This window comes from Streptomyces sp. NRRL WC-3618 (assembly GCF_001280005.1).
In the GTDB taxonomy this organism is placed as follows: Bacteria; Actinomycetota; Actinomycetes; order Streptomycetales; family Streptomycetaceae; genus Streptomyces.
The window spans coordinates 20,041-37,610 of sequence record NZ_LGDW01000455.1 but is presented as its reverse complement, the minus strand read 5'-3'; the positions used below and the strand labels follow the sequence as shown (position 1 = coordinate 37,610).

Annotated in this window: 15 protein-coding genes; 6 read left to right on the top strand and 9 right to left on the bottom strand. The window is 71.3% G+C overall.

Going from position 1 to position 17,570, the window contains the following annotated elements; genetic code table 11:
* Positions 1-30: 30 nt before the first annotated feature.
* On the bottom strand, positions 31-600 hold the full coding sequence (locus ADL01_RS31740; RefSeq protein WP_053745469.1) for a hypothetical protein: 570 nt from the start codon (positions 598-600) through the stop codon (positions 31-33).
* Positions 601-1,040: 440 nt separating this feature from the next.
* Here ADL01_RS31740 and ADL01_RS31735 point away from each other — a divergent pair, with 440 nt between their 5' ends.
* Positions 1,041-1,772 (top strand): glycoside hydrolase family 75 protein, encoded by a 732-nt coding sequence (locus tag ADL01_RS31735; protein WP_053745468.1) that lies wholly within the window; start codon positions 1,041-1,043, stop codon positions 1,770-1,772.
* 72 nt (positions 1,773-1,844) lie between these two features.
* Here ADL01_RS31735 and ADL01_RS31730 read toward each other — a convergent pair whose 3' ends face one another.
* The 3 genes from ADL01_RS31730 to dhaK all read right to left on the bottom strand — a co-directional run bounded on the left by ADL01_RS31730 (position 1,845) and on the right by dhaK (position 3,929).
* Positions 1,845-2,273: a PTS-dependent dihydroxyacetone kinase phosphotransferase subunit DhaM gene (locus tag ADL01_RS31730; protein WP_405764516.1), complete on the bottom strand. Its 429-nt coding sequence runs from the start codon at positions 2,271-2,273 to the stop codon at positions 1,845-1,847.
* Complete coding sequence (gene dhaL, locus ADL01_RS31725) at positions 2,266-2,865, bottom strand: dihydroxyacetone kinase subunit DhaL (protein ID WP_053745467.1); 600 nt, start codon at positions 2,863-2,865, stop codon at positions 2,266-2,268. Before dhaL ends, ADL01_RS31730 begins: the two co-directional genes overlap by 8 nt.
* A 71-nt stretch (positions 2,866-2,936) precedes the next feature.
* On the bottom strand, positions 2,937-3,929 hold the full coding sequence (gene dhaK, locus ADL01_RS31720) for a dihydroxyacetone kinase subunit DhaK (protein WP_053745466.1): 993 nt from the start codon (positions 3,927-3,929) through the stop codon (positions 2,937-2,939).
* Between the two features lie 1,094 nt (positions 3,930-5,023).
* Here dhaK and ADL01_RS31710 point away from each other — a divergent pair.
* The 5 genes from ADL01_RS31710 to ADL01_RS31690 all read left to right on the top strand — a co-directional run bounded on the left by ADL01_RS31710 (position 5,024) and on the right by ADL01_RS31690 (position 8,906).
* A complete protein-coding gene (locus ADL01_RS31710) occupies positions 5,024-5,233 on the top strand; it encodes a DUF6243 family protein (RefSeq protein ID WP_053745464.1) in 210 nt (69 codons plus the stop codon).
* Between the two features lie 191 nt (positions 5,234-5,424).
* A complete protein-coding gene (locus ADL01_RS31705; RefSeq protein WP_199834986.1) occupies positions 5,425-6,243 on the top strand; it encodes a phytanoyl-CoA dioxygenase family protein in 819 nt (272 codons plus the stop codon).
* Positions 6,240-6,563 (top strand): hypothetical protein, encoded by a 324-nt coding sequence (locus ADL01_RS31700; RefSeq protein WP_053745463.1) that lies wholly within the window; start codon positions 6,240-6,242, stop codon positions 6,561-6,563. The genes ADL01_RS31705 and ADL01_RS31700 overlap by 4 nt, the downstream gene beginning before the upstream one ends.
* 219 nt (positions 6,564-6,782) lie before the next feature.
* Positions 6,783-7,049, top strand: a complete 267-nt coding sequence (locus tag ADL01_RS31695) for a hemerythrin domain-containing protein (protein WP_053745462.1) — start codon at positions 6,783-6,785, stop codon at positions 7,047-7,049.
* Between the two features lie 432 nt (positions 7,050-7,481).
* A complete protein-coding gene (locus ADL01_RS31690) occupies positions 7,482-8,906 on the top strand; it encodes a non-reducing end alpha-L-arabinofuranosidase family hydrolase (RefSeq protein WP_053745461.1) in 1,425 nt (474 codons plus the stop codon).
* A gap of 136 nt (positions 8,907-9,042) precedes the next feature.
* Here ADL01_RS31690 and ADL01_RS31685 read toward each other — a convergent pair whose 3' ends face one another.
* From ADL01_RS31685 to ADL01_RS31665, 5 genes are all read right to left on the bottom strand, one after another.
* Positions 9,043-11,682, bottom strand: a complete 2,640-nt coding sequence (locus tag ADL01_RS31685) for a non-ribosomal peptide synthetase (protein WP_420719759.1) — start codon at positions 11,680-11,682, stop codon at positions 9,043-9,045.
* 52 nt (positions 11,683-11,734) lie between these two features.
* Positions 11,735-12,559: an SDR family oxidoreductase gene (locus ADL01_RS31680; RefSeq protein ID WP_053745460.1), complete on the bottom strand. Its 825-nt coding sequence runs from the start codon at positions 12,557-12,559 to the stop codon at positions 11,735-11,737.
* Positions 12,560-12,570: 11 nt separating this feature from the next.
* Positions 12,571-13,278 (bottom strand): thioesterase II family protein, encoded by a 708-nt coding sequence (locus ADL01_RS31675; RefSeq protein WP_053745459.1) that lies wholly within the window; start codon positions 13,276-13,278, stop codon positions 12,571-12,573.
* Positions 13,279-13,355: 77 nt separating this feature from the next.
* Positions 13,356-13,568, bottom strand: a complete 213-nt coding sequence (locus tag ADL01_RS31670; RefSeq protein WP_053745458.1) for an MbtH family protein — start codon at positions 13,566-13,568, stop codon at positions 13,356-13,358.
* The gene (locus ADL01_RS31665) at positions 13,565-17,518 is read right to left on the bottom strand and encodes a non-ribosomal peptide synthetase (protein WP_053745457.1); all 3,954 of its coding nucleotides are present in this window, start codon (positions 17,516-17,518) and stop codon (positions 13,565-13,567) included. The genes ADL01_RS31670 and ADL01_RS31665 overlap by 4 nt, the downstream gene beginning before the upstream one ends.
* Positions 17,519-17,570: the final 52 nt, after the last annotated feature.

The following is a 17,570-nucleotide window of genomic DNA, read 5'->3' as shown; positions in this document are numbered from 1 at the left end:
GCGGCCACCGGCCGTGTGTGTGGTCCCCGATCAGAGCCGGTGGGGCTTGGATCGACGGCGCAGTACCCAGGCCGCCGCCACCACGCCGCCCGCGACGAGTACGCCGCCCGCCGCCAGGGTGAGGGTGCCGTAGTCCTTGGCGGCGCCGCCAAGGCCGCCCATGACACCTCGGCTGGGGGAGGAGGCCGTGGCGGAGATGGTCGGGGCGGAGATCGTCGGGGAAGGGGCGGTCGGGGTGGGGGCGGTGCTGACGATGACCGCCTGGGAACCGGCCGTGACGCCGTTCGCGCAGCGCACGGTGACGGTGTGGGTGCCGGTGGGGACGTTGGACCAGACAGCTGACTGACTGGTGCTCGTCCCCGAGAGCATGACCACACGCCCTTCGTCGAAGGTCCGCTGGCTGCTGTTGAGGAGAGATGCGCTGCCGAAGCCGCTGCCGTTGCTGGTAAAGCACGCGCTGGTGGTCACCGACACCGTCGACCCGCTGGTGCTCACGGAGATCCCGGCCGCCGAGGCGGTCTGGGCGGTGACGGCGAGCGGCAGCGCGGCGACGGCTGCCACGGTCAGGCCGGATCGGAGGAGGAGTGGAACGGTTCGCATGTGGACTGCCCTCCGGCGGCACGGTTGGCGGTACGTCCCATGCGCCGCCGAGGGGTCGGGGATCGCCCGTGCTGCCTCGGGGCCAGCCAACGTGCCCCCGGCCCGGCCCGCACCCGGACAGCCACCGGGCAGGTGACGGATTCGTTCGTACGGCGGACCGCTGAGGGGCCGTGAGGGCGAACTCTGCCCCCACGTTCCGTCCGGCGGCCGTGCCCTGATCCGTACCCGACGCGCGATCCGGGCGCGCTGCCCGCTGTCGTCGCGCAACCGGCGCCGGTGCGGGCGGGTCGGGCGGCCGGAGCCGACACGCGCTCAGACATCCGGTCCCTGTGGGGAGTTCGGGGTGTGCACCGTACGGCCCCCTAATGGTGGACGCGTGATCGGACCGGCACCAGATTGGACCGAGTGTCCGTCAGATCCCCCAGGAAAGGCCCCCTATCGTGCGTGTCCACACGCTGACGCTCGCCGTGGCCGGCGCCGCCCTGCTCGCCCCGACCCTGCCCGCCGCCGTCCACTCGAACGAGCCGGTGCGGTACGAGGGCAGCGTCCGGGCCGCCGACCTGCTGGCCAAGGTGCGTGACTGCGCGCCCGTGTCCCACGGCCACTATCGCAGCGACGCGGGAACCCCGGCGGACATCCCTGTCTGCGGGACCGAGGAGGCCGTCTTCTGGAAGGCCGACATGGACATCGACTGCGACGGCAGCCCGGGTCCGCGCTGCAACAGCCACACCGACCCGTACTTCGCCGACAGCACCGCCTACCAGCAGTCCGACGGCCGCCAACTGGACCCCCAACGCCTGCCGTTCATCGTCGTACCGGCCGCCAGCAGCATCTGGAACTACCGTGACTCCGGCATCCGGGGCGGCTCGGTCGCCGCCGTCGTCTACCGGGACCGCGTGCAGTACGCGGTCGTCGGCGACACCGGCCCGCGCGACATCATCGGCGAGGCGTCCTACGCCACCGCCTACGGGCTCGGCATCAACCCCGACCCGCACGGCGGCGGGGCCCCCTCCGGGGTCACCTACATCGTGTTCAAGAACTCCAGGGTGTCGCCGATCGAGGACCACGCGGCGGCCGTGGAGACGGGAGAGCAGCTGGCGAAACAGTTCGTGGGCCAGGCCGACTCGGTCGACACCGTCGAGGAGAGCGACGAGAGCGTGGACGGCGGCTGAGCCGAACCGCTCCCGACGCGCGGGCGGTGGGAGAGGGGGCGGGGGCCGTTCCCCGCCACTTCCTCCCCTCCCTCACACCTTCCGGTACGTGTACGCCTCCGCGGCCGCCGTCTCGACCGCCGCCAGGTCCGCTCCCGTCGACGCCGTGACGACCGCCGCCACCGCTCCCTCGACGAACGGCGCGTCCACCAGCCGGGTGCCGGCCGGGAGTTCGTCACCCTCCGCCAGCAGCGCCTTCACCGTGAGGACCGCGCTGCCCAGATCCATCAGGACGGCGACTCCGGCACCCCGGTCCACCGAACGGGCCGCCGCGGTGATCAGCTCCACGCTCGTGCCGAGCCCGCCGGACTCGGTGCCGCCCGCCGGCGCGACGGGAACGCTCGCACCCGCGCCCACGAGCCCCCGGGCCAGATCCGCCACCGAGGCCGCCACCGCCGCGCTGTGCGACACCAGCACGACCCCGACCAACCTCTCGCCGCCCAGGCCGTTGTCGTCACTCACCGGCGGTCTCCGCGAGCGCCGCGATCAGCAGTGCCGCCGAGGTGGCCCCCGGATCCTGGTGACCGACGCTGCGCTCACCGAGATAACTCGCCCTGCCCTTACGGGCGATCAGGGGCGTGGTCGCGAGGGCGCCCTGCTCGGCGGCCGTGCGCGCCGCGGCGAACGAGTCACCTAGGGCGTCCACGGCGGGTACGAGAGCGTCGATCATCGTCTTGTCGCCGGGCGCCGCACCGCCGAGCGCCATCACGGCGTCCACTCCGGCGCGCAGCGCCTGCGCGAACTGCTCCGCGCTCACCTCGGCCGCCTCGCCGAGCGCTTTGCCTGTGCGGCGCAGCAACGTTCCGTACAGGGGTCCGGACGCGCCGCCGACCGTCGAGATGAGCCGGCGTCCGGCGAGGGTGAGGACGGCGCCCGGCGTGTCCGGCGCGTCCTTCTCCACGACGGCGGCCACGGCGTCGAAGCCGCGCCGCAGGTTGCTGCCGTGGTCGGCGTCGCCGATCGGCGAGTCCAGGGCGGTGAGCCGCTCCGCCTCATGGCCGACGGACACCGCCGTCGCCGCCATCCAGCGGCGGAAGAAGTCGGCGTCGAGCACAGGGTCTCCTTGCGTGGTAGGTACGTCGGTCACTGTCGCACCCGGGCTGACAGCCAGTCGCCCGGCCGGGCTCACATGCCCCAGCGCAGACCCGCCGTCCGCACCGGCGCGTCCCACAGTCGCAGCAGCTCCTCGTCGATCTCGCACAGGGTCACCGAGGCACCGGCCATGTCGAGCGAGGTGACGTAGTTGCCGACCAGCGTGCGGGCCACGGCGACCCCGCGCCCGGCCAGTACGCGCTGCACCTCGGCGTTGAACCCGTACAGCTCCAGCAGCGGCGTCGCGCCCATCCCGTTGACCAGCAGCAGCACGGGGTTGCGCGGGTCCAGATCCTCCAGTACGGCCTCCACCGCGAAGTCGGCGATCTCCCCCGACGTCATCATCGGCCGCCGCTCCCGGCCGGGCTCGCCGTGGATGCCCACGCCCAACTCCAGCGCGCCCGGCGGCAGATCGAAGGTGGGGCTGCCCTTGGCGGGAGTGGTGCAGGCGCCGAGCGCGACACTGAAACTGCGGGAACTGTCATTGACCCGCTGGGCGACGGAACGCACCTGCTCCAACGGGCGCCCCTCGTCCGCCGCGGCCCCGGCGATCTTCTCCACGAACAGGGTGCCGCCCGTCCCGCGCCGCCCGGCCGTGTAGAGGCTGTCGGTCACGGCGACGTCGTCGTTGACGAGGACCTTCGCGACCTGGATACCCTCGTCCTCGGCGAGTTCGGCCGCCATGTCGAAGTTGAGAACGTCGCCGGTGTAGTTCTTCACCACGAACAGGACGCCCGCCCCGCTGTCCACGGCAGCAGCGGCCCGCACCATCTGGTCGGGCACGGGAGACGTGAACACCTCACCCGGGCAGGCCGCCGACAGCATCCCCGGCCCCACGAACCCTCCGTGCAGCGGCTCGTGCCCCGAACCGCCACCGGAGACGAGGGCCACCTTTCCGGCAACGGGCGCGTCCCGCCGTACGATCACCCGGTTCTCCACGTCGACGGTCAGCTCGGGATGGGCCGCCGCCATGCCCCGCAGTGCGTCGGCGACCACCGTCTCCGGAACGTTGATGAGCATCTTCATGGGTACCTCCTGGTGAGACTGTCGGACAGGCTCCTGACCTGCTCCTTTGCAGGTCAGGCAAGTGTTCGCAACTAGGTGATCTCGACGGTGGACGACGGTCGGAAGCGGGTCGTGGCGGTACTGATGCTGACTCGATGACTGACTGTGGTGACGGTTTGTCAGGTCGGCGGGCCGGATCGTGAACGGGTGGGCGAAAACTGTGCTGTCGGCAGTATCGACCTTGCGGTAGCGAAGGTCACGCGCACGGATGCCCCAAGGCGCGCCTGACCATCCGTGAGCCTGTCCAGGCGGGTTGCCGAGGTGGCGCAGCCCGAACCGCCTCGCCGACGCGGCCCGCGCACCACGCGCCGACACACCGCTCGTTCGGCCCAGCACCGGTCGCCGGAAGACGCGGCTGTCCATAGCGTCGATCCGGGAACGTGACGTGACAGGGAGGAGACTCGCTATGAGATGTCGCCACACGGTGGTTGGCGCATGTCTGGCCGTCGTCGCCGCATTCGCACCGCTGTCAGGCATCGCACATGCTCAAAACGACCTCAATTGCAGTGACTTCGCCTTTCAGGAAGACGCACAGGCGGTCCTCAACATGGACCCCAGCGATCCAAACCATCTGGACGAGGACCGGGGCCCGGATGACGGAATCGCCTGCGAAGTCCTTCCCCGGCGCAGTAGCACCTCCGCTGAGCCGGTCGGCCCCACCCCTGTCCCCACCCTCGCCTCCAGCCCGAGCTCCGTACCCTCCCGGGGAGTGGCGGGCGGTCTCGGAGGGGCGTCCGGCCCAGGTGCTGCCGAGACAGCCGTCGGCATGGGTCTCGTCGCCGTCGGCACCGCCTTGATCGGCTACACCTTCGCCAGGCGCCGCCGGACCTGACCCCGCCCGGTGGGGCATGCGCCTGCCTCCGTGAGGTGAGGGGCAGGGTCCGTCGGCCGGCTGGAAGGAGGCGGCTGTCCGTGGGCGCTCGGAACCGGGTAACGTCTCGGTCATGTTCCTCGAGTGAGAGCGTGACGGGCCCCTGCTGACGTCCTTCGGTGTCGCCGCGCCCGCCTCCCGTCGATGAATCCGTAGATCACTTCACATCATTCCGGGAGAACCCGTGAGCAAGAACATCAACAACCCCGTGGGCATGGGCGGCGGCAAGCGCAAGAGGCTGTCCCGCGCCGAACGGCAGAACAACGGCCCGCACCGCAACCTCGACCGCCAGCATGCCGCCGACCAGAAGGCGGAGCTGGTGCGCAAGATGCGCGAGAAGGCAGGCACAGCCGAGGGCGTGGGGGAGACGGGCGACGACACCGCACAGAGCTGACGCACCGCCGCCGCAGGGCGGCACCGCAGGGGGCAGGGCCGGATCGCGACGCGCGATCCGGCCCTGCTGTCGTCGTCAGCGCCGGCGCGTTCCCCGTGCGCCTGCTACCCCATCCCCGGAGGGGAAAATTTACCAGTGATGGTGAGCCGGGCCCACGCGCCCGACGTGGTGCGCTCCCTACCGTGGTGGACATGACCACAACCAGAGAGCGCCTGCTCACCTCCGTACAGATGGCGCACTTCGTCGCCCACGGCTCGCTACGGATGGATGCCGTGGTGCCCGCGGAGATGAACACCGAGGCCATGGAGGTCTTCGAGGCCGGCATCCCGCAGGTGCCGTACGGCACGCCCGTCTCCGAGGCCTGTCCCGAGGGATCCTTCATGCGGCGCCTCGTCGAAGTGCCCGAGGTCGCGGGCGCGCTGCGCAGTCTCGTCGGACCCGAGCCGAACATCGACCACCACTTCGTGCACGTCCGGGAGCCGCGCGAGGGCTCGGCACAGCCGCTGCACGGGGACGCGATCATCGACGTACGGGCCGACGCGTTCGACGTGCAGCTCATGTACTACCCGCAGCAGGTGACGCTGGAGATGGGCGGCACGCTCAGTGTCCCCGGCAGCCACCTGCGGCGTACGAACGAGAGCGACACCGGCCGGTACCAGAACCTGCGCGGCCAGAGCCGGCTGGTCTGCCCGGCGGGCACCGTGGTGTTTCTGCACCACGGCCTCTGGCACGGTGGCCGGCGCAACGACAGCGACACGCGCCGCTCCATGTTCAAGATCCGCTTCAACCCGACCGTACGGCAGCGGCGGCTGTGGGACACCTCGGACCTGTCGGACCCGCGTGTGGCGGAGGAGTTGAACACCGTCTTCCCCTGGTACGAGCACGCGACCGGCCGTCTGGAGCTCTTCAACCGCGTACTGCTGTGGCGGGCGCTGACCGGCGACGAGGGCTTCGACCTCGACCACTGGGTCACCCGTGTCTCCAACCGACCGCAGGAGGTTCCCGCATGACCACGATCACCCCTGCCCCGACCTCGACCGCCTCCGCGGTCCGCCAGCGGGTGCTGGTGCTGTACCTGGCCACGTCGGCCCTGGACTCCCCGGTCGTCGGCTGGTCGATTTACGACGGCACCGGCCGCACGTCCCCCACCACGGGCGACAGTGACGAGCCTCCGTACGAGACCGGCCTGGCCGCCCTGTGCGACGGGTGGCGCCTGTTCCAGGCGGCTCAGCTGATCCCGCCGTATCCGGGTCACGAATACGACGTGTCGTTCCTGAAGCACGAGTTCTTCTTCGAGAAGCTCGTGGATCTGGACGACACCGGGGAGTGACCGCGCCGGCCGCCCTTCGAGAGAGTTACCGACACTCGGGGGCGGCCGAGGTGCGTTCGGGGTACTGACGGGCGTTGACAGATCGTTTATGTCGTTGGTAGGACATCGGATCAGCGTCGCGTGCACCTGGCGAAGAGACCGTCGAGGGCATGGCGGCGTCGAAGCTTACGGAACAGCCTTGGTGCAATCCCACGAGCGCCTGACGGCGTCGGCAACCAGTTGATCGAAGTACACATCTGGCTCCGCGAGGAGCTCGCAGCACTGCGTCAGAACGTCGACGCCTATCTCGAAGGCGGCACGCGAGTCCGGGAGTTGCGGACCCACTGCCTGACCTTCTGTTCGGCATGGGACCGCCACCACAACGGCGAAAACGATGTGGCGTTCTCCAAGGTGGCCGAGCAGTTCCCCGAACTGCGCCCTGTGCTGGAGGAGTTGCGGCGAGACCACCAGCTGGAGTCGGCTGCTGGGCCGCGCCCACTCTCCTGAGTGCGGGCCATACGTCTCGTGCGCCGCGGGACCCGGCCATGCGATCGGCTTGATCCGGTCTCCTTCAGCTCATCGAATCTCATCGAATGTTTCGGACCCGATCGCGAATCATGCGAGAAGTATTGACGTCGCTCACCGGTTCCCTATCATCCAAATTGCCCGACACTTCGAGCTGTGTTCGACATCGCGAACATGTCCGAGCCGCCCCACTCGCACAGCAAGTGCGCCGCCGAGTCACGCCCACCGCAACGGACGAGCCGCAAGGAGCATCCCGTGGGATGTGTATGTCATGGCCCCATCAGCACTGTTTCTTGATGTCTTTCGGGGTCGGCCCTGCGCCCACGGACCGCAATGAACCGCGCCACGACGACAGTCCGGACAGCCTCTGACGGGGCCCCCGGAACCGCTTACTCAAGGGACGACGAGGTCTCCATGCGTAGACGAAGTTTCAGCCGCAGGCATCTCTCCGTGATGCTCGCCGCCGCGGTCACGGTCCTGATCGCGTTGGCGGCGACACTTGTCGCCAACCCGGCTCAGGCGGCCACCAGTGGCGCCCTGCGCGGTACCGGTTCCGGCCGGTGTCTCGATGTGTCGGGCGCCGGCCAGGCCGACGGCACGCTCGTGCAGATCTGGGACTGCAACGGCGCGACCAACCAGCAGTGGACGTCGACGGACAGCAACCAGCTGACTGTGTACGGCAACAAGTGCCTGGACGTTCCCGGCCACGCCACCACGGCCGGGACCCGGCTGCAGATCTGGGGCTGCAGCGGCGGTGCGAACCAGCAGTGGCGGGTGAACTCCGACGGCACGATCGTCGGAGTGGAGTCCGGACTGTGCCTGGCCGCCACGGGCTCCGCCACGGCCAACGGCACGGCGGTGGAGATCGGGACGTGCAACGGCGGCAGCAACCAGAAGTGGACCGGCCTGTCCGGGACGACCCCGCCGCCGGGCGGCCCGTGTTCTCTTCCGTCGACCTATCGGTGGTCGTCGACGGGTGCGTTGGCGCAGCCGGCGAACGGGTGGGTCTCGCTGAAGGACTTCACCAACGTCGTGTACCAGGGCAAGCACCTGGTCTACGCGTCGAACGTGTCGGGATCGTCGTACGGCTCGATGGCGTTCAAGCCCTTCACGAACTGGTCGGACATGGCATCGGCCGGCCAGACCGGGATGAGCCAGGGCACGGTGGCGCCCACGCTGTTCTACTTCGCGCCCAAGAACATCTGGGTGCTGGCGTACCAGTGGGGTGCGTGGCCCTTCATCTACCGCACGTCCAGTGACCCGACCAACCCCAACGGCTGGTCCGCGCCGCAACCTCTGTTCACCGGCAGCATTCCGGGTGGCGCCCCGATCGACCAGACGCTGATCGCCGACGGCCAGAACATGTACCTGTTCTTCGCCGGTGACAACGGCAAGATCTACCGGGCGAGCATGCCGCTCGGAAACTTCCCCGGCAACTTCGGTTCGTCGTACACGACGATCATGAGCGACACGGTGAAGAACCTGTTCGAGGCGCCGGAGGTCTACAAGGTCCAGGGCCAGAACCAGTACCTGATGATCGTCGAGGCGCGGGGTGCGAGTGAGCAGCGGTTCTTCCGTTCGTTCACCGCCACCAGCCTGAACGGTTCGTGGACCCCGCAGGCCGCCACCGAGAGCAACCCCTTCGCGGGCAAGGCCAACAGCGGCGCCAACTGGACCAACGACATCAGCCACGGTGACCTCGTCCGCAACAACCCCGACCAGACCAAGACCATCGACCCCTGCAACCTGCAGCTCCTCTACCAGGGCAAGTCGCCCAACGCCAACGGCCCTTACGACCAGCTGCCGTGGCGCCCGGGTGTCCTCACCCTGCAGCGCTGATCCGCTGATCCGCTGACCGACTGACCGGTACACGCCACCTCAAGGAACCCCAGCCGTGCGTCGGCTGGGGTTCCGTCGGCGGTGCACCCGGCACACCCTGGGATGGGGGTAATCGGTGGCCTGCTCCTGCCGGGCCTCAGCCGGCCGAAGCCGTTGCCGGGTCGGCGTGGGGAACGTCGGCCGCGCCGAGGCCGGCGGCCGTTGCCCGGACGGTCGGGTGACGGTACAGCTCCCGCAGGCGCAGGGACGGCAGACCCCGGGCGCGCAGGGCCGCGCCGATACGGACGGCGAACAGGGAGTTGCCGCCCAGCTCGAAGAAGTCGTCGTCCAGGCCGACAGGCACGCCCAGCACCTCGCTCCAGATCTCCGTCAGGCTCGCGGTGAGGTCGTCCGCAGCGTCCGCTTCACGGGCCGCGCCCGGTTGCCGAGGCATGCGGGCGGCCGGTGCGGGAAGCCGTGCGGCGTCCAGTTTGCCGTTGGGGGTCAGGGGCAGCGTGTCCAGCGCGGTCACCGCGGCCGGGAGCATGTGCTCGGGCAGGATGCCCGACGCCCGCTCGCGGACGGCGCCGGGGTCGCCACCGGGCGACAGGACGACGTACGCGTCGATCCTGGCCGTGGCGGCGTCGGCCGGGTCGTCGCGGCGCACCACGACGGCCGCCGTCCGCACGGCGGGGTCCTCCAGCAGAACGGAGCGGATCTCGTCGAGTTCGATCCGGAAACCACGGATCTTCACCTGGCTGTCGATCCGCCCGAGGTGCTCGAGCCGCCCGTCGGGCCGAAGCCGCCCCAGGTCACCGCTGCGGTACAGCACGCCACCGGCGAACGGGTCAGGCACGAACCGCCGCGCCGTCAACTCCTCCTGGCCCAGGTAGCCGAGTGCCACCCCCGCACCGCCGACGCAGATCTCACCGGCCACCCCCGGCGGCAGCAGCCGTCCCGCCGGGTCCAGCACGTACAGGTGCCAGCCGGGCAGTGCGCGCCCCACGGAACGGGTGGCGGCCAGGGCCAGTTTCCGGGTGAGGGTCTGCTCGGTGACGTGGACGGTGGTCTCCGTGATGCCGAACATGTTCACGACCCGGCACAGCCGCTCGGGGTGCCGGTCGAACCAGGGCAGCAGCATGCGCGCGTCCACCGGCTCACCGCCGAGGACGACGAGCCGCACGACGGCTTCGGTGTGATCGACGTCCAGGAGCTGGGCGAAGGCCGACGGGGTCTGGCTGAGCACGGTGACCCGCTCGGCGACGAGGAGATCACGGAAGCGGTCCGGCTCGCGGGACACGGAGTAGGGCACCACGACCAGCCGTCCGCCGGTCAGCAGACAGCCCCAGATCTCCCACACCGAGAAGTCGAAGGCGCTGGAGTGGAACCACGTCCACACGTCCGCCTCACCGAGCCCGTACTCGTCACGGGTCGCGTCGACCAGGGCGATCACATTGCGGTGCGGCACGACGACGCCCTTGGGCCGGCCGGTGGAGCCGGACGTGTAGATGACGTAGGCGGCGTCGTCCGGCGAAGGGGCGGGACGGTTCGCCTGCTCCTTGGGCGTCCGGGCGTCCGCCAGTTCGTCCGGCGTCACCCGTACGCAGTCCGCCACGGCGGGGAAGTCCGGGCTCCGGGTGATCACCACGCCCAGCTCCGCGTCCCGTGCCGAGTGGGCGAGCCGGTCCGCCGGGTAGGCGGGGTCCAGGGGCACATAGGTCGCGCCGGCCTTCAGGACGGCGAGCAGGACGACGACGAGTTCGGCGGAGCGCTCAAGGCAGACGCCCACCCGGTCGGCGCCGACCACTCCGAGCGCCCGTAGCCTGGCTGCCAACAGGTCGGCCCGCTCGTCGAGTTCGCGGTACGTCAAGGCAGTGGCGCCGTCGGTCAGGGCGACGCGGTCCGGCGTCGCCGCCACGATCCGGTCGAGCCGGCCGGGCACGCTCGCGGGGGCGGTGGCGGCCGGTACGCGGGACGGGCGGCCGAGCGCCACCGTCCGGGCGCGCTCCGCCTCGTCGAGCAGCTCGACGTCGTCCGGCGGAGTGTGCGGACGGTTCAGTACCTGCTCGTGTACGTGCGTCACGTGCCGTACGAACTGTGCGGCGATCTCCGCCGAGAAGTGACTGCTCAGATGGTCGCAGCGCAGCCGCCACCCGCCTGAGTCCCGGAAGACGGAGAGGGTGAGGGGGAACGGCGGCGCGAGGCACGGCACGTACTGGACCGCACCCTCGCCCGCTCCTTCCGCGTCCCGCGTGCCGAAGAGCAGGCCCGTGAGGGCAGGGCCCGTCGCCGGGGAGGGTTTCGACTCGCCGAGCGTGGCCGCCGGTGCGACGGTGAGGCCGCCGTGGTCCGTGCCGATGACCCGCTGCGTGTCGGTGCCGGCGTCGGTTTCAGCGTCGTAGCGGCGCAGGGTGACCGCCAGCGCCGTGAGCCAACTCGCCTCGTCCCCTTGGCGGTTCAGGGGGACGGAGAAGCCGGCGGCAGGGCCGTCGCCGCCCAGACCCCAGGCGGGAGGGGACGCGAAGGGCGGCCGGTCCACCGACGTACCGTCGTGGTGGCCGCGTCGGCGCACGACGATCAGATCGGACACCCCGTCGGCGTACCGGAGCAGGACCCTGCGTATGTCGTGGGTCGCACGGGCGAGTTCGGTGGCCCGGCGGCGCTCGGCGAGGGGGTCCGAGGCCGCAACGGGTACGTCCTCGATCCACAGCCCTTGATCGCCGACGGACTCCGGGACGTGGGCCGACCGGACGCGGATCGCGTGACAGCGGGCGGGATCGGGCAGTGAGGCGCACACGGGCCGTACTACTCCTTGGTACTCGGTACTCGGTGCTTGGGGGGTGCCGGGCTCAGCGGACGCTGAACCCGCCGTCGACGGTCAGGACCGACCCGGTGATCTGCCGGGACTCGTCCGAGGCCAGGAAGACGATCGCGGCGGCGACGTCCTCGGGCTCGATCAGCGCGTTCATGGGCTGCGCCTCGACGAAGGTCTTCTCGTGCTCGTGGACCGGCACCTCCAGCGCCCTGGCGATCTCGGCGAGCATGCGGCCCTCGGCCCACGCGTCGTCCCGCACCGACCCCGGGCAGACCGCGTTCACGCGGACCTTCGTCGGCGCGTAGTCGAGAGCGGCGGCCTTGGTCAGGCCGACGACGGCGTGCTTGGCGGCGACGTATCCGGCGAAGTGCCGGTAGCCGACGAGCCCGGCGGTGGAAGCGACGTTCACGATGCTGCCGCCGCGCCGGGCGCTCATCGCCCTCCCGGCCTCGCGGATCACCCGCCAGGCCCCGGAGAGGTCCACGTCGATCATCAGGGACCACTCGTCCTCGTCGATCTCGTGCACCGGCTTGCCGGAGGGCGCGGCGATGCCCGCGTTGTTGACGGCGACATCGATCCGGCCGAACCGGTCCTCGGCGCGGCCCACCGCCTCCCGCACGGCGCGCAGATCGCGGATGTCGGCCACCGTGGTGAGGACGGCCGCACCGGCCTCCCGGCACAGGTCAGCGGTGTGCTCCAACTGGCCCGGGGTGCCCAGCGGGTAGGGCACCCCGGGCAGGTCGGCGCAGATGTCCAGCAGCGTGAGGTCCGCGCCCTCGGCGGCACACGCGACCGCCGCGGCCCGGCCCAGTCCTCGGGCGGCGCCGGTGACGAGGACCGACTTGCCGTGCAGACGCATGGGGAACTCCTTCAAGAGACCAGTGACGAGGCGATGACGTCGACGAGGGCGGGCGCAGCGTCGGTCAGGTACATATGGCCGCCGGGCAGCTCCACGTACGCGAAGTCGCGGCTGGTCGCCTTGTTCCAGGACCCGGCTTCGTCGTGGCCGACCAGTTCGTCGTCCGCGCCCCGGACGACCGTGAGGGGCATGTCCAGGGGGAGTTCGGTCGAGGGGGTGTGGTTCTCGTGCATCTCGACGTCGGCGCGCAGGGTGGGCAGCAGCAGTTCGCGCATCTCCGGGTCGTCGAAGGCGGCATGGCGGTAGCCCGCGAACTCGCCCACGCGGGCGAGGAATTCGTCGTCGGACAGTCCGCTGGCTCGCTCTGCGCGCGCCTGGCCGGGTGCCGGGGCCCCGCTGACGAACAGGTGCAGCGGCTCGACGCCGGGCTCGGCGGCCAGCCGATGAGCGAGTTCGTACGCGAGCACGGCGCCCAGGCTGTGCCCGAAGAGGGCCACCCGGCCGCCGTTTTCGCCGAGACGCTCCCGCAGTTGCGCGAGGAGTCCGTCGACGGCCCGGTGGACGTCCCGGTAGGGCTCCTCGTCGATCAGCCGTTCCCGGCCCGGCAGTTGCAGCGCGACGATCTCCAGCGCGTCCCCCGCGAGGGCGGTCCAGGGCCGGTAGAACGAGGCGCCCGCCCCCGCGTAGGGAAGGCACACCAGCTTGATCGTGTCAGGCATGGCCGTCGGAGTCTCCTTGGTCTTTTCTGTCTTCGCTGTCTTCACTGTCCGCTGGGATCTCTTCGTGGCGTCCGCGCTCACCGGCCCATGGCCTCGATCAGGCTCTTGGGGCGCATGTCGGTCCACTGCTCGCCGACGTGGTCCAGGCACGACTGGCGGCTCGCCCGGCCGTGGACGACGGTCCAGCCGGCCGGGACATCGGCGAAGGCGGGCCACAGGGAGTGCTGGCCCTCGTCGTTCACCAGGACGAAATGCTCGATGCTGTCGTCGTCGAAGGGGTTGGTGGTCATGCCTGGTTCCTCCTGAGGTGGGTGTCCAGCACCGGGCCGATGCGGTCCAGTGACGTGGGCCGGGTCATCTCGCCGTGCGTGCAGGGGATGTCGTGGTTGACGACGCGGCCCTCGACGTACGGCTGCCAGGCGCCGTACCGGTCGGGGAGCGCGTCGGGATCCTGTGCGGCGGTGAAGAACAGCAGGTCACCGTCGTAGGACGTCGGGGCGAACTCGCCCAGCAGGCGCCGGTTGCCCGCCGTCACCTCGACCAGGGCGGCGAGTTCGGCGTCGGCGAGGCTTCCGGGCATGTCGGGCACGCGGCGGACCAGCTCCGCGAACCGTGTGTCGGTGAGGGGCTCGTCCTCGGCCTCGTCCACCGGGCGGCCGAGGATGGCGAGGAGGCTGCGCAGCAGGGCCGGGCGGTCGGACGGAGCGGGGCCCTGCGCGGTCCAGGCCCCGGGAAACGCGTCGAGCAGCGCGAGCAGCGCGACCTGTTCCCCGGCCGCCTGGAGGCCGACGGCCACCTCGTACGCCACCAGGCCGCCCATGGAGTAGCCGAGCAGGTGGTACGGGCCGTGCGGCTGGATCTCGCGGATACGGGCGGTGTGCTCGGCGACCACCTCGGCGAGGGTCCCGGCCGGTTCCTGTCCCGGGATCAGCCCCCGGGACTGCAGACCGTACAGCGGGCGGTCCGTGGCCAGGTGGCGGGCGAGTCCGGCGAAGCCCCAGGACAGGCCGGAGGCCGGCGGGAGGCAGAAGAGGGGCTCGCGATGACCACGGGTGCGCAGCGGGAGCAGCGGGCCCAGCGGAGCCGCGCCCGCCTCGACGGGGCGGTCGCCTTCGGCCGTCCTGCGGGCCAGCGCCGCCACGGTCGGGGTGTCGAAGAGGACGCGCAGCGGCAGGTCGGTGCCGAGTTCGGCGCGGATGCGCGAGGTCAGGCGGGGGGCGAGCAGTGAGTGGCCGCCGAGGTCGAAGAAGCCGTCATGGACGCCGACTTGGGCCGGTTCGAGCCCGAGGACCTCGGCGAAGATGCCGCGCAGTGTCTCCTCAGTGCCGGTGCGTGGGGCCGCCTTGGCGATGCCGGGCGCCGCGTCGGGGGCGGGCAGTGCCTTGCGGTCCAGCTTGCCGCTGGCGGTGCGGGGGAGGGCCGCGACGGTGACGAACGCCGAGGGGACCATATGGGCGGGGAGCGTGCGGGCGAGGTGGTCGCGGAGGGCGGCGGTGTCGGGGGACACGGCGCCGGCCTCTTCCCCGGCCTCCGTCCCGGTGCGACCTTCGGCGAGGACGACGTACGCGACGAGCTGCTTTCCGCCGGGGGCGTCCTCCCGTACGGTCGCTGCCGCGCCGGCGACGGCGGGGTGGGTGGCGAGTGCGGCCTCGATCTCGCCCAGTTCGATACGGAAGCCCCGCACCTTCACCTGATGGTCGGCCCTGCCCAGGAAGCGCAGTTGCCCGTCCGGGTCACGGACAGCGAGGTCGCCCGTCCGGTACAGGCGTGCCCCCGGCGCGCCGAACGGGTCGGCGACGAACCGCTCGGCCGTGAGACCCGGGCGGCCGAGGTAGCCACGGGCGGGACCGCCGCCCGCCACGTACACCTCGCCGACCGCCCCGTCCGGCACGGGATGCAGGGCGTGATCGAGGAGGTGGACGTGGTTGCGGGCGAGCGGGTGGCCGATGGGAGGCGCGGAGTCGTCGCGAGGGCCGGGGTCCGACTGCCAGGCGGTGGCGTAGATCGTCGCCTCGGTGGGGCCGTAGAAATTGACGAGCCGAACCCCGGGGAAGGCGTCCTGGATGTCGGCGCGGAGCTGTCCGGGGATCGGTTCGCCGCCGAGCGCCACCGTGTGCGGTGCGACGGCCGGCCGTTCGGCGAGGACGCCCGCCAGGACCGTGGGTACGCCGCTGATCAGACCGGCGTCCCGAGGGGTGCCGTCGGTGAGTGCGAGGAGGCTGTCGACGATCTCGACGCGACCGCCGCACAGCAGGGGCGAGAAGATCTCGAACACCGACACGTCGAAGTTGAGCGAGGTCGAGAACAGCACCTCGGCCAGCCGGTCGCGACCGAACTCGCGGTGCGTCCACTCGACGAACTCGACGGCGTTGCGGTGGGTGGCCAGGACTCCCTTGGGGCGGCCGGTGGAACCGGAGGTGTAGGTGATGTACGCGAGGTTCTCCGGCATCAATTCGCTTGCGCCGCAGGCAGCTTGATGGCTCGTCAGTTGGTCGCCGACGTCGAGCGTCGGAGTCCCCTCGGGCAGTACTTCTGCCGTTTCAGCGGTCGTGAGGACGACGACCGGACGGGCGTCGCCGACGATGTACGCCAGTCGTTCGGCCGGGTAGGCGGGGTCGAGGGGCAGATAGGCGGCGCCGGACTTGAGTACCGCGAGGACGGCGACGACGAGCTCGGCCGTGCGGGGCAGGGCGATGCCCACGACGCGCTCGGGGCCCGCACCGGAATCGGTCAGCCAGGCGGCCAACTGCTCGGCCCGTGCGTCCAGTTCGCGGTACGTGAGCCGGGTGCCCCGGTCGAGTACGGCGTCGGAGTCCGGAGTGGCCGCGACCTGGGCCGACCAGAGGCCGGGGAGGGTTCCGGTCGGGGCCGGCGGGAGCTGGGCCCGCCGGGGGAGTTCGCCCGGAGCCAGGATGCCCAGGCGGCCCTGCGGGAGGTCCGGGTCGGCGGCCATGGCCTCCAGGATCCGCACCAGACGGGCGAGCGTGGCGTCGGCCCAGCCCGCGTCGAACAGCGCGGGGCGGTAGGCCAGCCGGAAACGGGGCCGGGGGCCGGGGAGGGCGACGAGGGTCACGGGGTAGTGCGTGGCGTCGCGTCCGCCCGAACCGACGACACGGAGCCCGCCGGTCGCGCCCGGACCGCCCTCGCCCGTCGCCGCCGGATCCACCGGATAGTTCTCGAAGACGAGCAGCGTGTCGAACAGCTCCGGGACACCGACCGCCCGCTGGATGTCCGCCAGGCCGAGATGGTGGTGGTCGAGGAGGTGGACGTAGGTGTCCTGGACGTCATGGAGCAGCCGGCCGAGGGTGTCCGCCGGGCGCAGCCGGACCCGGGTCGGGACGGTGTTGATGAACAGGCCGACCATGGACTCCACGCCGGGCAGTTCGGGCGGCCGGCCGGAGACGGTGGTGCCGAAGACGACGTCGTCGCGGCCGGTCAGCCTGCCCAGGAGGAGCGCCCAGGCGGACTGGACGAGGACGTTCACGGTGACGCCGAGGCTCCGGGCGCGTGCCGTGAGGGCGGCCCCGGCCTCCGCCGACAGCTCCGTGCGGGCCTGCGCCAGACCGGCGGCGCCCGAGGCGGAGGCCGTCGGGGTGTCCGGGGCCAGCCGGGTCGGCTCCGTCACGTCGGCCAGAGCCTCCCGCCAGGCGACCTCGGCTGCGGTACGGTCCCGGCGCTCCAGCCACTGCAGGAAGGTGCGGTACGGCGGGACGGGCGCCAGCGCTGCCGGGGCGCCGCCGGCCGCGTACAGGGCGATCAGCTCGCGCAGCAGGACGGAGACCGACCAACCGTCGAGCAGGATGTGGTGATGGGTGACGAGCAGCCGGTGCCGGTCGGCTCCGGTGCGCACCAGGGTGCAGCGCAGGAGGGGAGGGGAGACCGGGTCGAACCCGGTCTCCCGGTCCTCGTCCAGGAGCGCGGCCCACGCCTTGTCGAGGTCGGTGCCCGGAGCGGTCAGATCGGCTTGCGCCCACGGCAGTGTCGCCCGGTGCGGGACGACCTGCACCGGCTGGCCGCCACGGCGTCGCCTGAAGGCCGCCCGCAGGTTCGGGTGGCGGTCCAGCAGCGACTGGGCGGCGGCGCGGAGACGTCCGGGGTCCACCGGGCCATCGAGTTCGAAGACCAGCTGGACGACGTACACGTCGGGCGCGTCCCGCTCGTGCTCGAACAGGGCGTGGAAGAGCAGGCCCTCCTGGAGGGGGGTCAGGGGGAGTACGTCGGCCAGCGCGGGCTGCGTCATGTCGTCTTCTCGTCTCGCGGTTTCTTCTGAGTCGTAGGGCTCTTCGCGGCTC

Bases quoted from the DNA above. Each gene is read 5' to 3' on its own strand.
- ADL01_RS31665 (WP_053745457.1), bottom strand. From the start codon at position 17,518: ATGACGCAGCCCGCGCTGGCCGACGTACTCCCCCTGACCCCCCTCCAG.
- ADL01_RS31740 (WP_053745469.1), bottom strand. From the start codon at position 600: ATGCGAACCGTTCCACTCCTCCTCCGATCCGGCCTGACCGTGGCAGCC.
- ADL01_RS31705 (WP_199834986.1), top strand. From the start codon at position 5,425: ATGACCACAACCAGAGAGCGCCTGCTCACCTCCGTACAGATGGCGCAC.
- ADL01_RS31690 (WP_053745461.1), top strand. From the start codon at position 7,482: ATGCGTAGACGAAGTTTCAGCCGCAGGCATCTCTCCGTGATGCTCGCC.
- ADL01_RS31700 (WP_053745463.1), top strand. From the start codon at position 6,240: ATGACCACGATCACCCCTGCCCCGACCTCGACCGCCTCCGCGGTCCGC.
- ADL01_RS31680 (WP_053745460.1), bottom strand. From the start codon at position 12,559: ATGCGTCTGCACGGCAAGTCGGTCCTCGTCACCGGCGCCGCCCGAGGA.
- ADL01_RS31675 (WP_053745459.1), bottom strand. From the start codon at position 13,278: ATGCCTGACACGATCAAGCTGGTGTGCCTTCCCTACGCGGGGGCGGGC.
- dhaK (WP_053745466.1), bottom strand. From the start codon at position 3,929: ATGAAGATGCTCATCAACGTTCCGGAGACGGTGGTCGCCGACGCACTG.
- ADL01_RS31670 (WP_053745458.1), bottom strand. From the start codon at position 13,568: ATGACCACCAACCCCTTCGACGACGACAGCATCGAGCATTTCGTCCTG.